Source organism: Microbacterium sp. Z6_144 (assembly GCF_057197625.1).
Genome location: NZ_JBXVPT010000001.1, coordinates 1,654,896 through 1,675,953 on the forward strand (window position 1 = coordinate 1,654,896; position 21,058 = coordinate 1,675,953).

The following is a 21,058-nucleotide window of genomic DNA, read 5'->3' on the forward strand; positions in this document are numbered from 1 at the left end:
ATTCCGTCGCTTAGCGGAGGAGGGAGCCCTCGTGCTGCAGAAGGTCGGCGACGCCGTCGTAGACCGCGACAGCACCGGCGGCGAGCAGTTCGTCCCGGCCGGTGCCGCCGGTGAGGACGCCGATGCACCGGACGCCCGCGCGGCCGGCGGCCTCCACATCCCATACGGCGTCGCCGATCATCACGGCGTTCTCCGCTGACGTTCCTGCCCGTTCCAGCGCTACCTGCAGGATGTCGGGCGCCGGCTTGGCTGTCTCGGCGTCTTCGGCCGAGGTGACCACGTCGAGGGTGTCACCCATGTCCAGCACCCGCAGCAGCGGCTTCAACTCTTCCTCGGGGGCCGAGGTGGCAAGCACCACGGTGTGGCCACGCTCGGCGAGTTCTCTCAGCACCTCCCGCGCGCCCTCGAACGGGCGCAGCCGGTCGGACATGCCGGCGTAGATGCGCGCGTGCGCCTCCTTCGCGCGGGGGCCGACGCTTTCGGCCTGGTCGCCGAGGAGCTCGTCGAGGAGTATGGAGGAATCCATGCCGATGCCGCGGTGGATCCGCCAGGCATCCACGGGATGCCCCGCTTCCGTGAACGCGCGCGACCAGGCGTCTACGTGGAGGTAGTTGGAGTCGACGAGAGTCCCGTCGATGTCGAACAGGACGGTCTGGGGCATCGGCGTATCGGACATGCCGACAGCTAACCGTGCCGGTGCCGGCCGAGCGACGGGGTGGCGCACGCAGGCGGGATGTGACATGCACCTGGGTGGCGACCACCTCTGCCCTAGGCGTCGAGGTCGTCGACTCCGGGTAGCCACGACTGTCCGGGGCGCCCCCAGCCCCGTTTGCGGGCGATCTTCTGGGTGGTCTTCCAGTCGCTGTCGTCGAGGCGGTCGATGTACAGCACGCCGTCCAGGTGGTCGAACTCATGCTGCATGATGCGTGCCCGCCAGCCGGACACCTCGATGCGGACGGGCTGGCCGTCCAGGTCGGTGCCGGTCACGAGCACCTCCTCGGAGCGCCGCAGCGGGAACCGTTCGCCCGGGAACGACAGGCAACCCTCGGCCTCGTCTTCGGGATCGGGCGAACCCGGCTCCATCGGCCGCATCCACAACTCCGGATTGATCACCACGCCGCGCCAGGGCGCGCCGTCGTCGTCGCGATAGCTGTAGACGTAGAGACGCAGCGCGACGCCCACCTGCGGCGCGGCAAGCCCGACGCCGGGGGCGGCATCCATGGTCTCGAACATGTCGGCGACCAGTTGGCGGACCTCGTCGGTGATCTCGTCGACGCGGACGGCGGGAGCGTGGAGGACGGGGTCGCCCATGATGCGAATCGGAAGAACGGCCACGCCTTGAGCCTACCGACGGGCTCGGCCGGTTAGTGTCGAACCATGATCGGCGTGGACGTATCGCTGGGCGGTGTCACCGACGAACTCGTCGGCATTTTCGGCAATCCCCGGATCCTGCTCGGGATCCCGCTGGCGCTGCTGGGTGCGGTTTTCATGTCGTTCGGCGCGCAGTACCAGTACCGTGGCGTGGCCAAGGTGGAGCGTCTGTCCGGCCAGGCCGGCACGTCCGGTCTCAACGGCTCGCAGCTGCTCGGACTTCTGCGGCGACCGTCATGGGTGGTCGGCACGGTTATGCTCGCGCTGGCGATCATCTGCCAGCTCGCTGCGCTCTCGCTGGCACCCTTGATCCTCGTCCAGCCGCTGGGCGCGGTGGCCCTCGTCGTGACCACTCTGCTGAATTCGCGGCTGTCGGGCCACAGGCCGACCCGGCAGTCGATCATCGCGATCGTCGCCTGCATCGGTGGCATCTTCACCTTCGTCGTGATCGCAGCATTCTTCGCCACGGAGCATGCGGTCACGGTCCGCGAGTTGTTGATCATCCTCGCCATCCTCGCCGTCGTTCTGGTCGCGTTCGCGGTGTTGTGGGTGTGGCTGCGCAAGCGCATGCAGGCGCTGTTCTACATCACAGCCGCGGGTGTGATCTACGGCTTCGTCGCGACCCTCGCAAAGGTTGTGATCAGCCGCATCCAGAGCGGCGACTTCGAGTGGTTGACTCTGCTGTGCGTCATCGCGATGCTGGCCGCCGTGGGAATCGGCGCGTACTTCGTGCAGACGGCGTACTCAGTCGGCCCGCCCGACCTCGTCATCGCCGGCCTCACCGTGATCGATCCGCTCGTCGCGGTCCTGATCGGTCTGCTGGTGCTCGGGGAGGCGTCGAGCGCGCCGCTGTGGGCCCTCATCGGATTCGCGATCGCCGGGGCGGTGGCGGTCTGGGGCGTCATTCAGCTGACCCGGCACCACCCCCAGATCGTGAGCGCCTCGCAGGATCTTCCCATTCCCCGTGGTGGCGGCGGCAAAGACCGACAGGGCTGATCGCGCCCATCGGTGCGCAGCCGGGCGGGTGTCGCCGGGCCCGGGCCGGTAGGCTCTAGGGCCAGGGGGCGGTGGCCAAGCTGGTGAAGGCAGCGGGCTCATAACCCGACGATCGTGGGTTCAAGTCCCACCCGCCCTACAAAAGATGCCCGGTTTCCGCGTCAGAACCGTCCCCGGCAGTTGCAGGCAATCGCGCACCCATGGACCGCGCATGTCATCGGCATGACACGAACACGTGGTTCCCGACCCCTCGGTCCTGGGTGGTCCGCGGTCGCGAAGGATGCCGGGTTCGGGCGCGGGCCGCATTCTGTACTGGCCGATATAGAATTACCCACGGACGGATCCACCGTTCTTCGTGTCGAAGGAGAAGACCGTGGGAAAACTCACTGGACAGACCGCATTGGTGACGGGCGGAACTGCGGGCATCGGACTCGCCACCGCGAAGCGATTCGTCGCCGAGGGCGCGAGCGTCATCATCACGGGGCGGCGCCCCGCCGAGCTGGAGCAAGTCGTGCGCGACCTCGGCCCCGCGGCGACGGGCGTCCAGACAGACGTCGCTGACCTCGAGCAGGTTGCTCGACTGTTCACCGCGCTCGCTCGTGACGGGCGGGAGATCGACGTGTTGTACGCGGGCGCCGGCGGGGGCGCGTTCGCAGCCCTGGGCGGCATAACCGCGGAACACTATTCGGATACGTTCGACAGCAATGTCCGCGGCACTCTCTTCACGGTGCAGGAGGCGCTTCCACTCCTCAAGGACGGCGCCCGCGTCATTCTCCTGGGATCCTCGGTGACGTTCGGGGGCACGCCGGCATTCGGCGTGTACGCGGCGTCCAAGGCGGCGGTTCGCTCGTTCGGCCGAACATGGGCGGCGGAACTGAAGGATCGCAAGATCAGAGTGAACACCCTCATCCCGGGCCCGACCAATACCCCGGGCCTTCGTGGGTTGGCTTCCAGTGAAGAGGAGGCGCCCGCGCTCCTGGAGTTCATCGCCGGTTCGGTGCCGATGGGCCGTCTCGCCGAGCCGGAGGAGATCGCGAATGCGGCGCTCTTCCTTGCGACGGATGAAAGCAGCTTCATGACGGGCGGAGAGCTCATCGTGGACGGGGGCGAGGTCCATATCTAACCCATGCAGAGTGCCCGGCCTCTCGATGGGGAGGCCGGGCACTCTGTGGGCCTCGGTGATCGTTCCTGCGTTTTATCCTGGACAGTATGAAAAACTCGGGCGAGGCGATCACATGGTGATGCGGGGGAGACCCCGGGAGTTCGACATGGACCACGCACTCGACCGAGCGATCGAAGTCTTTTGGCGGAACGGCTACGAGGGAACGACGTTGGATGATCTCACCAACGCCATGGGCATCACTCGGCCCAGCCTTTACGCGGCGTTCGGCAATAAGGAGAGCACCTTCAAGCGGGCGGTCTCGCGCTATGCAGAGGTCGACATGGCGTACGTCGGCGAGGCGCTTGCGGAGCGGACGGCGAGGGCGGTTGCGGAGCACTATCTGCGAAGCAACGTGGCTGCCATCACCACGCCGGGGCGGCCTGCCGGATGCCTGTCGATCCAGGGTGGGCTGTCGGGGAGACCGGAGGACGAGCCCATCGTGGCGTTTCTGAGCGACAGTCGTCGCGCAGGCGAGACAAGACTGGCCGAACGATTCGAACGAGCGATCGCCGAAGGAGATCTCTCCGAGGCCGAAGACCCCGCCGAACTGGCCAAATACCTGTCAACGGCATCAGCAGGGTTGGCGGTCCAGGCGGCCGGCGGCGCCTCCCGGGGGCAGCTCGCAGCGGTCGCAGAGCGCATGCTCCGTGCCTTTCCTGCATGACCCCTGCCGCCTTGCGCCCCCAGCCGGGTCTGCTAGCGGGGCGCCGATGGGCAGCCCGACGCCACCTCCCTCAGCGCGGAGGCGAAGGCGCTCACAGCGGGGGTCGGTTCCGTCTCGGTCACGACGAGCGTCGTCCGATCCATCTCCATTCCAGGATCGTTGACGCGCAGCCGCTTCACGCCTTGCGGCACGCTCTCCGCCACGAATCCCGGAAGGAGCGAGATGCCGAGTCCTGCGGCGACGAACCCTAACCGGGTCTGCCAGCTTCGAACCTGGTGAGCGATCCGCGGGTCGGGGAGAGTGGGCCAGGCGCCGAACTGCGGCTCGTTCTCGCTACCGGCGCCGACGATCCAGAGTTCGTCCGCGATGTCATCGATGTCGACCTCGTCCCGTGCGGCGAGCGGGTGCGCCGAGCCGACCGCGATGCCCATTCCCCCCAGTGGACCGATGGCCTCGGTCCGCAATCCGGTCAAATCGTATGCGGGCAGTCCATCGCCGACAGCCACCACCGCCACCTCGATCCGGCCCGCGCGCAGCCGTCGGAGTTGAACGGGGCTGCCCGATTCCCACAGCGCCACGGTCAGGGCCGGGTGCGTCCGTTGAGCGACGGCGATCGCGCGGGGGAGGAGAACGGCCGCAGCGGTCGGGTAGGCGCCGACGACGAGTCGGCCGGCGATGCGGTCGCGGAGGCCGGCTACCTCGAGCTCGGCCGCGGACACCTCGGCCAGGACGCGACGAGCATGACGGACCAGGGCTTCACCGATCGGGGTCAGCCGCACGCCGCGGGGCCGGCGTTCGAAGAGGGGCGCTGCGACGGCGTCCTCGGCCGCGCTGATCTGCCTCGACACCGCCGATTGCGTGTACCCGAGAGCCTCCGCCGCCGCGGTGAAAGACCCGCGCTGCGCGACCTCGACGAGCACGCGCAGGCCGGTCAGCGTCAGGTCGGACACGGGGGAACTCTAGTACCGGTCGCTGCTCGTCGAGGAGATGGAGAGCACAGTGGGTGCCCCAGCGGCTGCTGGCGGTCCGGCGGGGCACCCACTGTCGTCTCAGGGAGCCGGCCGGAACTCCGCGTCAGCGGCGTACGCAGCGTCCCGCCGCGCCTCGAGGGTCGCCAGGCGCGCCCGCACGGTGGAGGTCACTGCCTCGTACGCGTCGGAGTTGATGAGCAGGCGAAGAGGCGGGTCCTCCGAAAGCGCGGCCTCGATGGTGGCGTGGGCCACGCCCGACTGGCTGGCCGGCATGGTTTCGACCGGAATGGGCGGCACGTCGGCGGGGCCGCCGACGTACGGCTGGCTGACCGGAACCCTTTGCGCGGTGTCGTAGAAGGAGGTCCGGACCATTCCGGGCTCGACGAGAATCGTCTTGATCCCGAAGGGGGCGATCTCCGCCGCCACCGCCTCCAGGAATCCCTCCACCCCCCACTTCGTCGCGTGATAGATCGACAGCCCCGGGAAGGTGATGTGTCCGCCCATGCTCGACATCTGCACGAAGACGCCGCCGCCCTGGTCCCTCAGGTGCGGGACCGCTCGCTGGACGAGGTGGATCGAAGCGGTGAGATTGGTGGCGATCGCCCGCTCCACGTCGTCGTCGCTGAGGTCCTCCGCGACACCGTACAGACCGTAGCCGGCATTCGACACGACCACATCGATGCGCTCGTGGTCCGCGAAGGCGTTGCCGACCACCTCCTCCATCTGCGCTGTGTCGGTGACATCGAGGGCCTGTCTCCAGAGGCGGTCTCCATACGCGAGCGCGAGGTCGTCCAGTTGTTCGGGTCGGCGCAGCGTGGCGGCGACGCGGTCGCCGCGGGCGAGGATCTGCTCCGCGAGCTCCCGTCCGATTCCGCGCGAGGCGCCGGTGATGAACCAGGTCTTCATGGTGTGACTCCTTCGAACGTGAGTGCGGCCGTCGGGTCAGGCCCCGGTCGCAGCGTTGACAGCGCGGGTGGCCGCGTCCGGCGAGACGCGGAGGGCCTGGTACACGTCCTCCGTCGTGTCGGCGTGCAGCTCGAGCTCGTCACGGGCCAGTGCCGTGAAGAGCTCGGCGACCGCGTCTGCGGCAGACACTTTCGCGTCTGACTTCACTCCCGCGGAGAAGGGCGTGTCGACCAACGGGGCCATGAACTCGAAGACCTTGACGTGCGACCCGTTCTGCTCCAGTTGCAGCCGCACCGACTGGGTCAGCGAGTGGAGGGCCGCTTTGGTCGCGCTGTACGTCGGGTTGGTGATGTCCGGCGCGAACGCCACTGCTGACGTCGTGACGATGAGCGCGGGGTCCGGCTGTCTGTCCAGCAGCGGGACGAGTTCGCCGATCAAGCGGACAGCGGAAAGGTAGTTCGTCCGCATCTCGATTTCCGCATGCTCGACCATCTCCTGCACGTCATGGAACAGGCGATAGGTGTGGGTGACCGCGGCATTGAGCAGAACGGTGTCGAGATCGGAATGCTCGGTCGTGAGGAACGTGACGAGGTCGGCAAGCGCGGCGGCATCGGAGATGTCGGAGGCGAACGGGACGGCCCCGGGCAGCTTCTCCGCCTCACGCTGCAGGCGTTCGGCGTTGCGGGCCACCATCACGACGGCCGCACCCTCCCGGCTGAACCGCCGTGCGGCCTCCAGGCCCATCCCGGTCCCCGCGCCGGTGACGAGGACCTTCTTCCGATTCGTCTTCACGCTTCGTTCCCGTCCTTCTCGATGTCGGCTGCGAACAGCGGCCGGAGGGTAATGGTGGCGAGTGGCTCTTCGAGCAGCGGACGGGCCTCCTCGACACTGCCGTTGTCGACCGCGACCTGCTGATGACGCCGCGCATCCTCGACGGTCGCCCAGGTTTCGATGGCGTACAGCGTCGAGCGGTCGGAGTCGTCGGCGTACACGTCGTAGGTGATGACGCCCGGTTCTTCGGTCACAGCGCGGGCGGCGGTCTTCAGGCGCTGTGTCATCGCCTCTGCCGCCTCGGCGTCTCTCATCGCGAACCGCGTCAATAACACGACGGGCCCGCTCGCCCCCCGTGTCGATGGCCGGATGTGGGTCCGGGCATCGTTCTGGTCACGCGAACGGTCCATGCGAATCTCCAGCTCGTTCGGGTCCGTGGAGGGGCGCCTCCAATCTGGCTCTCCTCGGAATCCCGCACAAGCGAGGGTTTCGCACGCCAGACATGCGCAGACCGCATACCTCAGCGGGCGCCCGGCAGCGTCACCGGGCGGTGCGTCGCCGGCCGCAGGCGGGGCTCACGTCCACGCCGGGGTGGCGATCCCGATACTTCGCCGCTGAACTCCTGACCGCTGCGACAGCGGTCAGGGCATGGCATTGCCGATGTAGGAATACTTGACGAAGACCTCCGACGCGAGGCCGGCTTCCTCGAGGACGCCTTGCACGGCGCCCAGCATGTAGCGGGAATCCCACCCCATGTAGAGGTAGTGGTTCTCATCGAGCGCGTCCCACTGGCCGTTCCAGGACTGCGCCGCGTAGACCGGGCCGCCCCGTCGAGCGCTGAAGGCGATCACGGACTCCCGCGAGTCCGCCCACAGGCGCTTGAAGACCCGGTTGAAGAGGTACTTGACGTCGTAGACCTCCCAGTGCTCACCCCGGTACTCGACGTAGTCCCACTCGCGCTGCCATCCTCGCGGCCAGCCACGACGGCGCTTGGCATCCAGGATCGGCGTCAGGTCGTCGTCGTCGATGGCGACCACCGGGGGCTTGGCCCAAATGTCGAGGAACCGCTCGCTGAGAGCGGCGGAACGGGCCGAGATCGCGGCGGTGTTCCACGCATCGACATCGGCGAGCTCCCGGGCCAGGACCACGGAACTGCGCGGGTACACCGCATCCCGTTTCTCGGGGAAGGAGCGGTCGGCAGCCCTTTCGGCGAGCCCTTCCTCCAGGAGCGTGAGGTTACCCAGAGTCTTGGCGAGCGCGCGATGACTGTTCTGCTCGTCGTCGCTGTACTCCGACCAGGCACGTGTCCCGTCGCCGGTCCAGGCGTCGCCCGGGGCGAGCGGGAAGATGTACTCGAGTTCGAGGTCGGCGGGGTTGTCGACGTCGGCGAGACGGCTGAGCACGTAGGCCGGATGCGGCAGATCGCTGTACTTCAGCCCGACCCGCACGCGCTCGTCCGACGGAGTGATCCGCGAGATCGCTCGCTCGAGGGCGTCGTTGCCGGCCGCGCGGGCACGGCACAGGCGCGCGACCAGCCGCTCGTTGCTGAGACCGGACACCGTGCGGCGAAGGAGCAGCGCCTGCACGTACAGGATGGTGCGGAGGAGCTCGGCCTTCGGCAGCGACCCGGCGGTGAAGTCGCCATAGGCCTGCATGACCAGGGGGTACATCCCCCGTCCGAAGACGTTCAGATACTCCAGCTCGCGCGAGATCTCCGCATCCGAAGCGTGCGCAGGCTCCAGAAGCACCCGGTAGATCTCCGAGTACGCCTTCCACTCCGCCGCCGCCACAAGCAACTGCTCGCGCTCCAGCCGGGGGAACTCGGCGCGGAAGGCGTCGTAGACGCCGCGTTCGCCGACGCTGCTGACTTCGCGTCCCGTGCGCATGACGAGGTAGTGACGCCAGAACGCGGCGATGGACTGGCCCGTGTTCTGCTCGATGGGCAACCAGTACTCGTCTTCGATCTCGATCTGCTCCGCGTGCGTGAGACCCATCAGGACGTAGTTATGGATGAGCTCGTGGTCGCGCAGCGGCTCCCCGGTCGAGTTCAAGCTCTCGAAGATCTGCTGCGCGTTCGCGCCTGCACCGAGGGTGATCGCAACGTGCTCGAGCTTCTGCAGCCCTCGCCAGATGCGGGGGGCCTCCTCGAGGCTCACCTGGCTGCGGAAGAACGAGTAGTTGTCGTCGAAGCGAGAGTCGCGGTCGGCGCCGTCGCCATGCCGGTCGAGGACGACCGCTTCGAACAGGGCAGCCCACGCCCGGTGCGGGCGGAGCTTGGTGCGCGCGGGGTCGGCGGCGCGCACCAGCACGCGCTCCAGCTGCGCGGCGAGGTCGGCGTCGCTGGCTCGTACGGTGTGGTGAAGGGCCGCGACGAGGAGCATCAACGTCGTGATCCGCTGCTGGCCGTCGATGAGGACGAGCTCGGAGGCGCCGTCCGCGCCGTCGGTGTTGGCTGCGGAGAGGATCGAGCCGATGAAGTGCATCGTGCGGTCGTCGGCATCGGCGACGGCACGGATGTCGGCAAGGAGCTGTTCGCACCCGCCGATGTCCCAGCGGTACTGGCGCTGATACACCGGCACGACGATGTTCGTCTCGGGGGAGGAGAGCCAGCCCACCGTGTTGACCGCTTTGGCATCGACGTTCGTGGCGCTGACCATCATCCCGTTCCGACCTCCACCCGCGAGAAAGCCCGCGTGCTCTCCGAGGTCGGCGCACGAAAGCCCCGGAGAGTCTAACCGAGGCCGCCTGGGCGTTCGGGGCGCCGGGCCCTTCCCCGGCTCGCCTCCCCGGGAAGGATCGGGTGCCGCAGGTAGGCTTGCCTTACCAGGGCCTGGAAAAACGTACTGGCCCCCTACGGAAGGCATGACTCACCTCATGGGTTACATCAAGTCCGCCGCTCTCGAAGAGACCGGCTACGTCGTCCTCGACCGCTACAACCAGGAACTCGACCCCAAGGAGTGGCTGGACCTCGAGTACGTCGATTGGAAGTCGTCCGGTGACACCCGGTTCGCCCCGCTCGCGTCGAAAGACGGCGAGATCGAGTGCGGCGGGTTCTGGAGCGGAAAGACGCCCCGCACCGACAAGGACGGCATCTGGATTCCTTCTCAGGTCGAGAAGGCCCCGAACCTCGTTCGCCGGGCGCTGGAGCCGGGCGCCAACGTCGGCCGCTGCCGCATCATCGAGCTGCAGCCGAACACGTACGCCGACTGCCTGTACAACCTCCATCAGGATGACAACAACCGCCTGAACCCGGACGGCACGGGGTGGGTCGTGCGCGGCTTCTTCAACCTGACCGACGACAAGGACAGCTACTTCGTCTTGCGCGACAACCGCACCGACCCGAGCGTGGAATATCGGATCGCGCTTCCGGCCGGCGCGCAGCTCATCGTCGACACGCAGCGTCTGTGGCACGCCGCCACGCACCCCGGTGACGAGCCGCGCTACTGCCTCATCACCTCGTGGGAGTCGGGTCCGGAGCTCGACGCCTACATCGAGAAGCACAACGGCCGCCCCCGCGTGCCCAACTACGAGGTCTCCCAGGATCTCCTGGATGCAGGCCAGGCTGAGCAGACCCGCCGCCTCGCTGCCCGCGCGGCGGCCCTCGCCGCGCGTGGTCAGGTCGAGCAGACGGTCATGAGCGAGGCCTGAGCCTCGCCCGACAGATGAGAGGGGCGCTCCGGTCGGACCGGGGCGCCCCTCTCTCGTCTGCGGCGACCGCTGACGCGTCACCGGGTGAGGTGGGATGCTGCGGAGGCCGCTGCGATGATCGCCGCCATGTCGATCGGCTCCGTCGTGGGCAGCACCGCGCTGCCGGGAAACAGGGGGTCCTCGCCGGCCATGGGTAGCCGTGTGGCTCGGTACTGGTTCATGGCGATCTTTCGCGGGTCCCCGGGTGCCCGGGGACAACGGTTATGAGGTGCTCTTGCCGATGGTGATGCTCCGGGGGGATGCACCACCGGTGAGGGGGACGGTGACCTTCAGGACGCCCTTGTCGAAGTTCGCGGCGATCCCGTCCTCGTCCGCCTGCTCCGGAAGGAGGATGCTGCGGTAGAAGCTCGTGCTGCTCTCCCGGACGACGTACTTCTTGTCCTTGTCCTCCTCCTTCTCACGCCGCTCCGCTTGGATCACCAGGGCGCCCTGATCGACCGTGACGTTGATGTCCTTCTCCTCGAAGTTGGGGAGGTACGCATCCACGACCAGTGTCTTGTCACCCTCGGTGTAGACGTCGGTGGTGGGCAGCGTCGCGCGCGGGGAGGGCGACAGGTCATTGAAAAGCCCTCTGCGGAGGGCGTCGAGGCCCATGAAGGGGTCGAACTTCGTCACACTGCGAGCCATCGTCTCAGTCCTTTCACCGTGTGCAGAACGTGGTGAGCCCTGCCGCGCCACCGGTAGGTGGGCGCACCGCCACACTCCGCCTGAAGCCGTTCGGCGGGTAGTGTCTTTGGTCCTCCCACGGGCCACACCTCGACGCCGGGGCCGGGCGCAACCCTCGCGATCGACCTGAGCCGGGCGCCCTTGCGGGCCGATAGTGGGCGCCTGAGGATGAGCACCATGGCGCACCCCCCGCACCCGCCCCTCCTGGCGGGCATACCCGACCCCGCCCGAACGAGCTGCGCGGCACCTGCGCCCGCGACGGCCTGGTAGGTGAACGCCGGAAGGACCAAGGCCCCTGGCTCCCGCGTCGTCCGTCGCAGACAGTGGTGCTGTGCTCCGCATGCGCGGATGCGAACGATGCGAGTCGGGAGTGCGGGTGCGGTGGGAAGGCGACGGCGAAGCGCGGCACGACGCCGCGCAGTCGTGCGCGCAGCCGCCGACCACCGACATCTACACGGGGAGCGACGAGTCTCTCGTGATCGAGATCCACCTGCCCCATTTCCGGGAGCGGGAGATCACCGTGCGGGTCCACCACGGCGGAGTCGTGGTCGAGGCGGAGGAGCGGGAAGGCGAGCATCGGCACCGTCGCTACGTGACGCGGGAGTCGGCGGGGGAGTTGTATCACGCGATCTCCCTTCCCGACCACTTCGATCTCCGAGCGCTGGATGCCGTCTTCGCCGACGGCATCCTGCGGATCCGAGTGCCACTGGCCGGCGGCGCGGCGGCTCGTGACATCGCGGTCGGCTACAACGGCGACGCACCCCCGGCGTCCAGCCCGGTCCCTCAGGGGCCAGGACCTTTTGCTCTGGCCGAACCCGGCGAACGCGGCGGAAGGTGGGTCCACGGAAAGGACGCATGATGGACCCCAGCTACTCACTGCTCGTCGCCTGCTTCGACGACGAAGCGTCGGCGCAGGGTGATTTCGCGGAGATGAAGTCAGCCGACGACCTCAACGTGGTCGCCGCGGTGGTGCTCACGAGCGACCCGGGGGGCCGGGTCGAAGTGACAGAGCACGGAGGGAGGCTCGCTGTGTACGGCACTGCGCCTACGGCTGTCGCCGGCCTGGTGGTGGGCCTGTTCGCCCCGGGGCTCCTGCCCTCGGCGGGCGTCGGCGTACCCCTCGACGCGGACGCGGGCGCGGTCGACGAGAGCCACGAGGAGAAGCAGTTCGGGATGGACGCCGCGGAGTGGCTGCCGGCGGGGTCGTCCGCGATCGTCGCCGTCGTCGACGACGTCTACCTGCACCGCTCCGACGCAGGATTGCAGGGCGCGAGCAAGACCGCCAGCACGGCCATCGAAAAGGGCGCCTACGAGCGGGTGGTGGACGCGGTCCACAGCGGCGACGAGATGATCGTCGAGGCGATCCCAGTCACCTGCTGACCGCGCACATCGGCGCGGAGTGTGGAACGTGGCCGTCTCCGACGGCTTCGGCGCGCGTCCTTGTGATTCCGGCACCGGACGGCGATAATGGCGGCAGCACAACTGAAAACGCCGGTATCCCGGTCAGGTCGTAGGGGAAGACGTACCTGACGAAGGAGAGACGATGGCGAGCACGTTTTCGCGCGGGGTGATTCTGATTCACTCTGCGCCGCGCGCGTTGTGCCCACACCTCGAGTGGGCGGTGGGCCGCAGCCTGGGCCGCGCCGTGAACTTCGAGTGGACGGATCAGCCGGTACTCACCGGCGCCCGTCGGACGGAGTTCTACTGGGAGGGCCCGGTGGGAACCGGCGCCGCTCTGGCGACGTCGATCCGCGGGTGGGAGCACCTGCGGTTCGAAGTAACAGAGGACCCGACCCCGCGCAGCGACGGCGGACGCTGGATGCACACGCCCGGGCTCGGCATCCACTATGCCCAGACCGACTCCGCGGGAAACGTGGTGATCGGGGAGGACCGCCTCCGGTACGCGATGGAGGTGGCTGCCGGCGACCCCATGGAACTCCGCCACGAACTGGAGGTCGCCCTCGGCGCGGCGTGGGACGAGGAGCTCGAGCCGTTCCGCCACGCCAGCGACGACGCATCCGTGGTCTGGTTGCACAAAGTGGGGTGACCCGCAGGCTTCGGGCCGAGCGACGCGTGGGTACCGGACGCCGGTGAGTCTTCCCGGCGGCCGGGACATCGTGTCCTCGCCCGATATCACGAAGACCCCGCGCCCGAAGGCGCGGGGTCTTCGTGGTGAGGCGGGGTGTCAGACGCTCGCGAACGCCACCACGGCGTTGTGCCCGCCGAAACCGAAGGAGTTGCTGATGGCGAGGTGGTCTCCGCCGCCCAGTTCAACCGGTGTGCCGGTGATGGCGAAGGGCACGTCCGGATCCTGCTCGGTGAGGTTGATCGTCGGCGGTGCCACCCGGTCGCGCAGAGCGAGCACCGTGAAGATCGCCTCCAGCGCGCCGGTTCCGCCGAGCAGGTGACCCGTCGACGCCTTGGTCGCGGAAAGCGGGATGTCATCGACGCGAGACCCGAACACCAAGCGCAGCGCCTGGTACTCGTTCGGGTCACCCACCGGGGTGGAAGTGGCGTGCGCGTTGATGTGCGTGACGTCGTCCGGCGATGCATCCGCCATCTCGAGGGCCAGACGCACGGCCCGGGCTGCGCCATGGCCTTCCGGGTCGTTCGCAGTGATGTGGTAGGAATCGGCGGTGACGCCGCCGCCGACCAGCACGCCGTAGATCTGTGCGCCGCGTGCCCGGGCGTGCTCTTCCGTCTCGAGGATCAGCGCGGCGGCTCCCTCGGCCATCACGAAACCGTCGCGATCGATGCTGCCGGGACGCGATGCGGTCTCGGGCGAATCGTTGCGGCGCGACAGCGCCTGCATCGAGGAGAACGCGGCCAGGGTGATCGGGTGGATCGCCGACTCCGTCCCACCGGCGATCACGATGTCGGCATGGCCGGCGCGGAGATGCTCGAGGGCGTTGACGATCGACTCGGTACTGGAGGCGCACGCGCTGGCGACCGTGCGTGCATACGCGCGCGCGCCGAAGTGCAGGGAGAGGTTGCCGGCAGCGGCGTTGGGCATGAGCATGGGCACCGTCATCGGCATGACGCGGCGCGGGCCCTTCTCGCGCAGCGTGTCCCAGGCATCCAGCAGGGTCCAGACGCCGCCGATGCCGGTGGCGAAGTCCACACCGAGGCGCTCGGGGTCCACCTCGGGGCTCCCCGCGTCGGCCCAGGCCTCCATGGCGGCCACCAGAGCCAGCTGCGACGCGGGGTCCAGTCGCTTGGCGACGGGGCGTTCGAGCACACTGTCGGGGCGCACCATCGCCTCTGCCGCGAAGGTGACCGGGAGCTGGTACTCATCGACCCAGTCGTGCTCGAGGGTGTGCGCGCCGGATTCCCCGGCGAGCAGCGCGGACCAGCTCTCCGGTGCGGTCCCGCCGATGGGGGTGGACGCGCCGATGCCGGTGACGACGATGCGGGAGGTGCTCATATGAAGGATCCTCAGGGGGGAGCCGGTGGGGGCGAGCCCCCACCGGAGGAAACGGTTACGCCTGGTTCGACGTGATGTAGGTCACCGCGTCGCCGACGGTCTTGAGGTTCTTGACCTCGTCGTCGGGAATGGTCACACCGAACTTCTCCTCGGCGTTCACGACGATCGTCATCATCGAGATCGAATCGATGTCGAGGTCATCCGTGAAGGACTTCTCCAGCGCGACCTCGTCGGCCGAGATTCCGGTCTCGTCCGTGATCAGTTCGGCGAGTCCGGCGAGGACCTCGTCGTTGGTGAATGCCATGGGTTTCTCCTGTTCGTTCTTCGGGTTCGCGAGCCCCGCAGGGCCCTGTTCAGTCTAGGGTCCGGGTCGCGGGGGCTACGGGAGGACGACGACCTGCGCGCCGAAGACGAGTCCGGCTCCGAAGCCGATCTGCAGCACCAGGCCGCCGCTGACTTCGGGGTGCTCCTCGAGGAGGCGGTGCGTGGCCAGCGGGATCGACGCCGCGGACGTGTTGCCCGTCGTGGCGATGTCGCGGCCGATGACGACCGTGTCGGGAAGGCCGAGCTGCTTGGCGAACTCGTCGATGATGCGCATGTTGGCCTGGTGGGGCACGAACGCCGCGAGATCGGAGGCCTCGACGCCGGCGGCCTCGAGCGCCTGGCGCGCCACCTTGACCATCTCCCAGACGGCCCAGCGGAACACCGTGGGTCCCTCCTGGCGCAGGGTGGGCCAGGGGGCGAGGCCGTCGCGGAACTCGATGAGGGTGTGGTTCATGCCCACCGCGTCCGACTTCGACCCGTCGGAGCCCCAGACCGTGGGGCCGATCCCGGGCGTGTCGCTGGGGCCGATCACGACGGCGCCCGCCCCGTCGCCGAGGAGGAAGGAGATGCTGCGGTCGGTGGGGTCCACGATGTCGCTGAGCTTCTCGGCGCCGACCACGACCGCGTGGCGGATGATGCCCCCGCGGATGAGGGCGTCGGCCTGGGCGACGGCGTAGGCGAATCCCGCACAGGCGGCGTTGACGTCGTATGCGGCGGCGGGGGTGGCCCCGATCCGGTCTGCGACGATGGCCGACACCGACGGCGTCTGCTTGGGGTTGCTGACCGTGGCCACGATGACGGCGTCGATCTCAGACGCGGGGACCCCGGACCGCTCGATGGCCTCCGCCGCCGCATCGGCGGCGAGATCGATCGCCGAGGTGGTCGCCTCGGCGCGCACGCGCGTGATGATCCCCGTGCGCTGCTGAATCCACTCGTCGCTGGAGTCGATCGGCCCGACGAGGTCGTCGTTGGGCACGACCCGCTCGCCGCGGGCGGCACCGTAGGAGTAGATCCGGGTGTGCGCCGGACCCTGGGGCTGCGTGAGGACGGCGGTCATGCTGCCTCTCCCTTCAGCAGCGCAACGGCTGCAGCGATGTCGTCGGGTGTCTTCACCGCGACGGTGGGTGTGCCACGGAGGCCGCGCTTCGCGAGCCCCGTGAGGGCACCGGCGGGCGCGAGTTCGATGATGCCGGTGACGCCGTGCGCGCCGAACGACTCCATGCACAGGTCCCAGCGCACCGGGGAGGCCACCTGGGCGACGAGGAGGTCCAGGGCGGTACGGCCGTCCGAGACGACCGAGCCGTCGGCGTTCGTCCACAGGGTCGTGTCCGGGTGGGCGGGGGACAGGCCGTTCGCGGCGGAGCGCAGGGCCGCCACGGCGGGCTCCATGTAGCGGGTGTGGAAGGCGCCGGCCACCCGCAGGGGGATGACGCGGCTGCCCGCGACCGGCGTGTCGGCGAGTTCGGCCAATGCCGGCAGGCTCCCCGCCGCGACGATCTGTCCGCCGCCGTTGTGATTGGCCGGGGTGAGGTCGAGGTTCTGGAGGCGGGCGGTGACCTCGTCCGCGTCGCCGCCGACGATCGCGCTCATGCCGGTCTGTTCGAGAGCGGCAGCGTCCGCCATCGCCCGTCCGCGGAGGGCGACCAGGCGCATCCCCTCATCGTCCGAGAGCACCCCCGACGCCACGAGTGCGGCGATCTCGCCCACGGAGTGACCGGCGACGCCATCAGGGCGAGTGCCGGCGGACGCGGTCACGGTCGCCCACGACACCAGGCTCGCGGCGACGATGAGGGGCTGAGCGATCTTCGTGTCGCGGATCTGGTCGGCGTCCCACTGCGTACCGGCGGCCACGAGGTCGATTCCGGCCGCGTCCGAGTAGCGCTCGAGACGGTCGCGCGTCCCGTCCACCTCGAGCCAGGGAGCAAGGAAGCCGGGAGTCTGCGAACCCTGTCCGGGGAAGACGGCGATGATCATCGTTCCATCCTGTCAAGGATCGGAGGGCGACCTTCGGAGATCGCCGGACAAGAATCGGCAGAACCTTTGTGCCTAACCCACATCAGTGCGCCGCCCGACGCAGGGTGGTGGGGCGGCGACGGGTGGCGTCGGTGCCGATGGCGCCCAGGATGAGCGCGGTCTGGAGGATGAGTGCCTCGCGAGGACCGGTCGCATCCCACCCGATCACCTCCGACACCCGCTTGAGGCGGTAGCGGACGGTGTTGGGGTGGACGAACAGTTCGCGCGCGGTCGCTTCCAGCGACCGGCCATTGTCCAGGTAGCTCCACAGCGTCGAGACCAGGTCGGTGCTGTGGGTATGGAGCGGTCGGTAGATCCGCTCGACCAGGGTTTGCTTGGCCAGGGGATCGCCCGCCAGCGCCCGCTCGGGAAGCAGGTCGTCGGCATCGACGGGCCGGGGGGCGCCGCGCCAGGCGCTCGCCACCGCGAACCCGGCGAGGGCCGCACGGGCGCTCTGGCCGGCGTCGACGAGGGCGGGAACGGTCGGCCCCAGCACGAGGTGGCCTTCACCGAAGCCGGGTTCCAGTCGTCGGGCGATCTCGGGGAATGGCAGCTCCGGCGCAGCGTCCTCGGTACGGGCGGCCTGGGCCCGGCCGACGACCAGGACCAGGCGGATCCCCTGCACGCCGATGAGGACGTCCACGCCGAGCTTGCGTGCCGTGCGGCGCAACTGATCCACGTCCAGCTGTGGGGGAGTGGTACCCACGAGGACGGCGACCTCGCCATGGCCGTGCCAGCCGAGGGCGGCGATGCGGCTGGGGAGCTCCTCGTCGGCCTCCCCGGTGAGGATCGAGTCGACGACGAGCGCCTCCAGGCGCGCATCCCACAGGCCGCGTGCTTCGGCTGCGCGCGCGTAGACGTCGGCGGCGGCGAAGGCGACTTCGCGGGAGTACAGCAGGATCGCGTCGCGGACATTGCCGCTTCGCCCCTTGACGCGTTCCTCGGTCACCTCGACCGTCGCCCGGATCAGCTGCAGCGTCTGCTGCAGGCTGACGCTGCGCAGCAGCTCACGAGGCGCCGCGGCGAAGATGTCGGCGGCGATCCAGGGAGTGGACGTCGGGTCGTCGTACCACTGGATGAACGACGTGATCCCTGCCTGTGCCACCAGGCCCACCGCGGAGCGGCGGGCCGGTGGCATCTCGGCGTACCAGGGGAGCGACTCCTGCAGCCGGTTGATCGTCGCTGTAGCGAGATCGCCCGAAATACGACGCAACCACGCGAGCGTCTCGGCCTTGTCCGCCGGGGTGGCGCTGCGCGCGTCCATCCCGAGGTCAGCTCTCCCCGCCGGCGTTCCCACTCGTGCCGGCCGTCACATCGTGCAGACGGTACTTCTCGATGGCCTGCGCCGACAGCCCTGCGTCAACGGCCCCTTCGGCCGCCAGCGCCTGGAGCGTCTTGACCACGATGGAGGGGCCGTCGATGTTGAAGAACCGACGGGCCGCCGGACGGGTGTCGGAGAATCCGAAACCGTCGGCGCCGAGGGTGTGGAAGTTGTGCTGCACCCAGGGGCGGATCTGCTCCTGCACCGCGTGCTCGAAGTCGCTCACGGCGACGACCGGGCCGGGGGCTCCCGCGAGCTTGTCCGTGATGTACGCCGTCTTCGGCGCATCCTCGGGGCGGAGGAAGTTGTGCTCGTCGGCGGCCAGACCGTCGCGGCGCAGTTCACCCCACGAGGTGACCGACCACACGTCCGCTCCGACGCCCCAGTCCTCCCTGAGGAGCTTCTGCGCCTCGAGCGCCCACGGCACACCCACACCCGACGCAAGGATCTGCGCGCGCGCGCCGTCGCCCTCGCCGGCGGAGATGCGGTGGATGCCGCGGACGATCCCGTCGACATCCACACCCTCGGGCTCTACCGGCTGCACGATGGGCTCGTTGTACACCGTCAGGTAGTACATGACGTTCGGATCCGGGTGGTTGCCGCCATACATCCGCTCGATACCGGAGCGGACGATGTGGGCGATCTCGTACCCGTAGGCGGGGTCGTAGGTGACCACGGCGGGGTTGGTGGATGCCAGCAGCGGCGAGTGGCCGTCGGCGTGCTGCAGCCCCTCGCCGGTCAGCGTCGTGCGCCCGGCGGTGGCCCCGATCAGGAAGCCGCGCGCCATCTGGTCGCCGGCGGCCCACAGGGCATCGCCGGTGCGCTGGAACCCGAACATGGAGTAGAAGACGTAGACCGGGATGAGCGGCTCGCCGTGCGTCGCGTACGACGTGCCGGTCCCGGTGAAGGCGGCGAGGGCGCCCGCCTCGTTGATCCCCACGTGGATGATCTGGCCCTGCGGACTCTCCTTGTACGCCAGGAGCAGCTCGCGGTCGACGGAGGTGTAGTGCTGACCGTTGGGGTTGTAGATCTTCGCGGTCGGGAAGTAGGCGTCCATCCCGAAGGTGCGCGCTTCGTCGGGGATGATCGGCACGATGCGGTGGCCGAAGTCCTTCGCTCGCAGCAGGTCCTTGAGCAGACGCACGAAGGCCATGGTGGTGGCCACTTCCTGCGTGCCCGACCCCTTCTTCGGCAGCGCATACGCGTCGTCCCCGGGGAGGGTCAGCCCGACGTGGTGCGAGCGACGCTCGGGGAGGAAGCCGCCGAGTGACCGGCGCCGCTCCAGGAGATACTGGATCGTCTCGTCCTGCGCACCCGGGTTGTAGTACGGCGGAAGGTAGGGGTTCTCCTCGAGCTTGGCGTCGCTGATGGGGATGTGCATCGCGTCGCGGAAGAGCTTGAGGTCATCGAGGGTCATCTTCTTCATCTGGTGGGTCGCGTTGCGGCCCTCGAAATGCGGACCCAGACCGTAGCCCTTGATGGTCTTGGCGATGATGACGGTGGGCTGGCCCTTGTGCTCGACGGCGGCCTTGAAAGCCGCGTACACCTTCCGGTAGTCGTGGCCGCCGCGCTTGAGGTTCCAGATCTGCTCGTCGGTGTAGTCCTTGACGAGAGCGGCGGCGCGCTCGTCGCGGCCGAAGAAGTTCTCGCGGACGTACGCGCCGCTTTCGGCCTTGTAGGTCTGGTAGTCGCCGTCGGGCGTCACGTTCATGAGGTTCAGCAGTGCGCCGTCGGTGTCACGCTTGAGCAGGTCGTCCCACTCGCGGCCCCACACGACCTTGATGACGTTCCAGCCGGCACCCCGGAAGAAGCTCTCCAGCTCCTGGATGATCTTGCCGTTACCGCGCACCGGGCCGTCCAGGCGCTGCAGGTTCGCATTGACGATGAAAGTGAGGTTGTCCAGGCCCTCGTTGGCGGCGACCTGCAGCTGGCCGCGGCTTTCCACCTCATCCATCTCGCCGTCGCCGAGGAACGCCCAGACGTGCGAGTCACCGGCATCCTTGATGCCGCGGTTGGTGAGGTACTTGTTGGTCATCGCCTGGTAGATGGCGTTGATGGGGCCGAGCCCCATCGACACGGTCGGGAACTGCCAGAACTCCGACATCAGGCGCGGATGCGGGTAGGAGGGGATGCCGTTGGGCGCCGCGGACTTCTCCTGACGGAATCCGTCGAGCTGGGCTTCGCTGAGACGGCCCTCGAGGAATGCCCGTGCGTAGGTGCCGGGGGAGGCGTGGCCCTGGATGAAGATCTGGTCGCCGCCGGAGGGGTGATCGTGCCCGCGGAAGAAGTGGTTGAAGCCCACTTCGTAGAGGGCGGCGGATGACGCGTAGGTCGAGATGTGGCCGCCGACTCCGATTCCCGGCCGCTGTGCACGGTGGACGGTGATCGCGGCGTTCCAACGGACCCACGCACGGTAGCGGCGTTCGACCTCCTCGTCCCCGGGGAACTCGGGCTCGTTCTCGGGCGCGATGGTGTTGATGTAGTCGGTGGTGGGGACCATCGGCACGCCGAGGTGAAGGTCTTTGGAGGCCTTCAGCAGGCTCAGCATGATCTCGCGACCACGGCCGTGTCCCTTGGCCTTGACCAGCTGCTGGAGCGACTCCTGCCACTCGGCGGTCTCATCGGGGTCGCTGTCGAGCGCATCCTGCGAGTACGGATCCTGATCGTGAACAGTCACGGGAAGGCCTTTCTACGGCTGGCAGATCATGCCAGGGAATCGCCAAGGGTGCGCGCAAGGCGTTGTCCGCGGTGTACAACGCAC

22 protein-coding genes and 1 tRNA gene are annotated in these 21,058 nt (G+C 68.6%); 8 read left to right on the forward strand and 15 right to left on the reverse strand.

The genetic code is table 11. The annotated features are described in order from the left end of the window. Positions 1 to 10: 10 nt before the first annotated feature. The gene (locus tag AC2DGY_RS08100) at positions 11 to 661 is read right to left on the reverse strand and encodes an HAD family hydrolase (RefSeq protein WP_484509178.1); all 651 of its coding nucleotides are present in this window, start codon (positions 659 to 661) and stop codon (positions 11 to 13) included. 107 nt (positions 662 to 768) lie between these two features. Further along, the gene (def, locus tag AC2DGY_RS08105) at positions 769 to 1,335 is read right to left on the reverse strand and encodes a peptide deformylase (protein ID WP_484509179.1); all 567 of its coding nucleotides are present in this window, start codon (positions 1,333 to 1,335) and stop codon (positions 769 to 771) included. A gap of 42 nt (positions 1,336 to 1,377) precedes the next feature. Here def and AC2DGY_RS08110 point away from each other — a divergent pair, with 42 nt between their 5' ends. The 4 genes from AC2DGY_RS08110 (at position 1,378) to AC2DGY_RS08125 (ending at position 4,193) form a co-directional block, all read left to right on the forward strand. Then, complete coding sequence (locus tag AC2DGY_RS08110) at positions 1,378 to 2,367, forward strand: DMT family transporter (RefSeq protein ID WP_484509180.1); 990 nt, start codon at positions 1,378 to 1,380, stop codon at positions 2,365 to 2,367. 65 nt (positions 2,368 to 2,432) lie between these two features. Continuing rightward, a tRNA-Ile gene (locus AC2DGY_RS08115) sits at positions 2,433 to 2,506 on the forward strand. Between the two features lie 234 nt (positions 2,507 to 2,740). After that, complete coding sequence (locus tag AC2DGY_RS08120; RefSeq protein ID WP_484509181.1) at positions 2,741 to 3,490, forward strand: SDR family NAD(P)-dependent oxidoreductase; 750 nt, start codon at positions 2,741 to 2,743, stop codon at positions 3,488 to 3,490. Positions 3,491 to 3,635: 145 nt separating this feature from the next. Then, a complete protein-coding gene (locus AC2DGY_RS08125) occupies positions 3,636 to 4,193 on the forward strand; it encodes a TetR/AcrR family transcriptional regulator (protein ID WP_484509182.1) in 558 nt (185 codons plus the stop codon). Positions 4,194 to 4,225: 32 nt separating this feature from the next. Here the strand turns inward: AC2DGY_RS08125 and AC2DGY_RS08130 are convergent, their stop codons facing one another. The 5 genes from AC2DGY_RS08130 to AC2DGY_RS08150 all read right to left on the reverse strand — a co-directional run bounded on the left by AC2DGY_RS08130 (position 4,226) and on the right by AC2DGY_RS08150 (position 9,498). Further along, positions 4,226 to 5,143 (reverse strand): LysR family transcriptional regulator, encoded by a 918-nt coding sequence (locus tag AC2DGY_RS08130; RefSeq protein WP_484509183.1) that lies wholly within the window; start codon positions 5,141 to 5,143, stop codon positions 4,226 to 4,228. Positions 5,144 to 5,242: 99 nt separating this feature from the next. Continuing rightward, positions 5,243 to 6,070 (reverse strand): SDR family oxidoreductase, encoded by an 828-nt coding sequence (locus AC2DGY_RS08135; protein WP_484509184.1) that lies wholly within the window; start codon positions 6,068 to 6,070, stop codon positions 5,243 to 5,245. Between the two features lie 36 nt (positions 6,071 to 6,106). Beyond that, positions 6,107 to 6,862 carry an SDR family oxidoreductase gene (locus tag AC2DGY_RS08140; protein ID WP_484509185.1) on the reverse strand — a complete coding sequence of 252 codons (756 nt, stop codon included), beginning with the start codon at positions 6,860 to 6,862 and terminating at the stop codon, positions 6,107 to 6,109. Further along, positions 6,859 to 7,155 carry a putative quinol monooxygenase gene (locus AC2DGY_RS08145; protein WP_484509186.1) on the reverse strand — a complete coding sequence of 99 codons (297 nt, stop codon included), beginning with the start codon at positions 7,153 to 7,155 and terminating at the stop codon, positions 6,859 to 6,861. Before AC2DGY_RS08145 ends, AC2DGY_RS08140 begins: the two co-directional genes overlap by 4 nt. A gap of 327 nt (positions 7,156 to 7,482) precedes the next feature. Next, a complete protein-coding gene (locus AC2DGY_RS08150) occupies positions 7,483 to 9,498 on the reverse strand; it encodes a DUF262 domain-containing protein (RefSeq protein WP_484509187.1) in 2,016 nt (671 codons plus the stop codon). Positions 9,499 to 9,715: 217 nt separating this feature from the next. On the opposite strand from AC2DGY_RS08150, the gene AC2DGY_RS08155 reads away from it, so the two are divergent. Then, the gene (locus tag AC2DGY_RS08155) at positions 9,716 to 10,489 is read left to right on the forward strand and encodes a hypothetical protein (RefSeq protein ID WP_484509188.1); all 774 of its coding nucleotides are present in this window, start codon (positions 9,716 to 9,718) and stop codon (positions 10,487 to 10,489) included. A gap of 77 nt (positions 10,490 to 10,566) precedes the next feature. On the opposite strand, the gene AC2DGY_RS08160 is transcribed toward AC2DGY_RS08155, so the two are convergent. Then, a complete protein-coding gene (locus tag AC2DGY_RS08160) occupies positions 10,567 to 10,710 on the reverse strand; it encodes a hypothetical protein (protein WP_484509189.1) in 144 nt (47 codons plus the stop codon). A gap of 40 nt (positions 10,711 to 10,750) precedes the next feature. Next, a complete protein-coding gene (locus tag AC2DGY_RS08165; RefSeq protein ID WP_484509190.1) occupies positions 10,751 to 11,176 on the reverse strand; it encodes an Hsp20/alpha crystallin family protein in 426 nt (141 codons plus the stop codon). 379 nt (positions 11,177 to 11,555) lie between these two features. Between AC2DGY_RS08165 and AC2DGY_RS08170 the strand changes: the two genes are divergently transcribed. The 3 genes from AC2DGY_RS08170 (at position 11,556) to AC2DGY_RS08180 (ending at position 13,262) form a co-directional block, all read left to right on the forward strand. Continuing rightward, on the forward strand, positions 11,556 to 12,074 hold the full coding sequence (locus AC2DGY_RS08170) for an Hsp20/alpha crystallin family protein (protein ID WP_484509991.1): 519 nt from the start codon (positions 11,556 to 11,558) through the stop codon (positions 12,072 to 12,074). Beyond that, positions 12,071 to 12,595: a DUF1269 domain-containing protein gene (locus tag AC2DGY_RS08175; protein WP_484509191.1), complete on the forward strand. Its 525-nt coding sequence runs from the start codon at positions 12,071 to 12,073 to the stop codon at positions 12,593 to 12,595. The genes AC2DGY_RS08170 and AC2DGY_RS08175 overlap by 4 nt, the downstream gene beginning before the upstream one ends. Positions 12,596 to 12,758: 163 nt before the next feature. Further along, positions 12,759 to 13,262 carry a DUF3145 domain-containing protein gene (locus tag AC2DGY_RS08180; RefSeq protein WP_484509192.1) on the forward strand — a complete coding sequence of 168 codons (504 nt, stop codon included), beginning with the start codon at positions 12,759 to 12,761 and terminating at the stop codon, positions 13,260 to 13,262. Positions 13,263 to 13,400: 138 nt separating this feature from the next. On the opposite strand, the gene AC2DGY_RS08185 is transcribed toward AC2DGY_RS08180, so the two are convergent. The 6 genes from AC2DGY_RS08185 to aceE form a co-directional block, all read right to left on the reverse strand. Further along, positions 13,401 to 14,639 carry a beta-ketoacyl-[acyl-carrier-protein] synthase family protein gene (locus tag AC2DGY_RS08185; protein ID WP_484509193.1) on the reverse strand — a complete coding sequence of 413 codons (1,239 nt, stop codon included), beginning with the start codon at positions 14,637 to 14,639 and terminating at the stop codon, positions 13,401 to 13,403. A 55-nt stretch (positions 14,640 to 14,694) separates the two neighbouring features. Further along, positions 14,695 to 14,943, reverse strand: coding sequence for an acyl carrier protein (locus AC2DGY_RS08190; RefSeq protein ID WP_124293295.1), 249 nt, complete (start codon positions 14,941 to 14,943; stop codon positions 14,695 to 14,697). A 75-nt stretch (positions 14,944 to 15,018) separates the two neighbouring features. Then, positions 15,019 to 16,020, reverse strand: coding sequence for a beta-ketoacyl-ACP synthase III (locus tag AC2DGY_RS08195; protein ID WP_484509194.1), 1,002 nt, complete (start codon positions 16,018 to 16,020; stop codon positions 15,019 to 15,021). Continuing rightward, on the reverse strand, positions 16,017 to 16,937 hold the full coding sequence (locus AC2DGY_RS08200) for an ACP S-malonyltransferase (protein WP_484509195.1): 921 nt from the start codon (positions 16,935 to 16,937) through the stop codon (positions 16,017 to 16,019). The genes AC2DGY_RS08195 and AC2DGY_RS08200 overlap by 4 nt, the downstream gene beginning before the upstream one ends. An 82-nt stretch (positions 16,938 to 17,019) precedes the next feature. Next, positions 17,020 to 18,240: a PucR family transcriptional regulator gene (locus AC2DGY_RS08205; protein WP_484509196.1), complete on the reverse strand. Its 1,221-nt coding sequence runs from the start codon at positions 18,238 to 18,240 to the stop codon at positions 17,020 to 17,022. A 7-nt stretch (positions 18,241 to 18,247) separates the two neighbouring features. Then, positions 18,248 to 20,974: a pyruvate dehydrogenase (acetyl-transferring), homodimeric type gene (aceE, locus tag AC2DGY_RS08210; protein WP_484509197.1), complete on the reverse strand. Its 2,727-nt coding sequence runs from the start codon at positions 20,972 to 20,974 to the stop codon at positions 18,248 to 18,250. Positions 20,975 to 21,058: the final 84 nt, after the last annotated feature.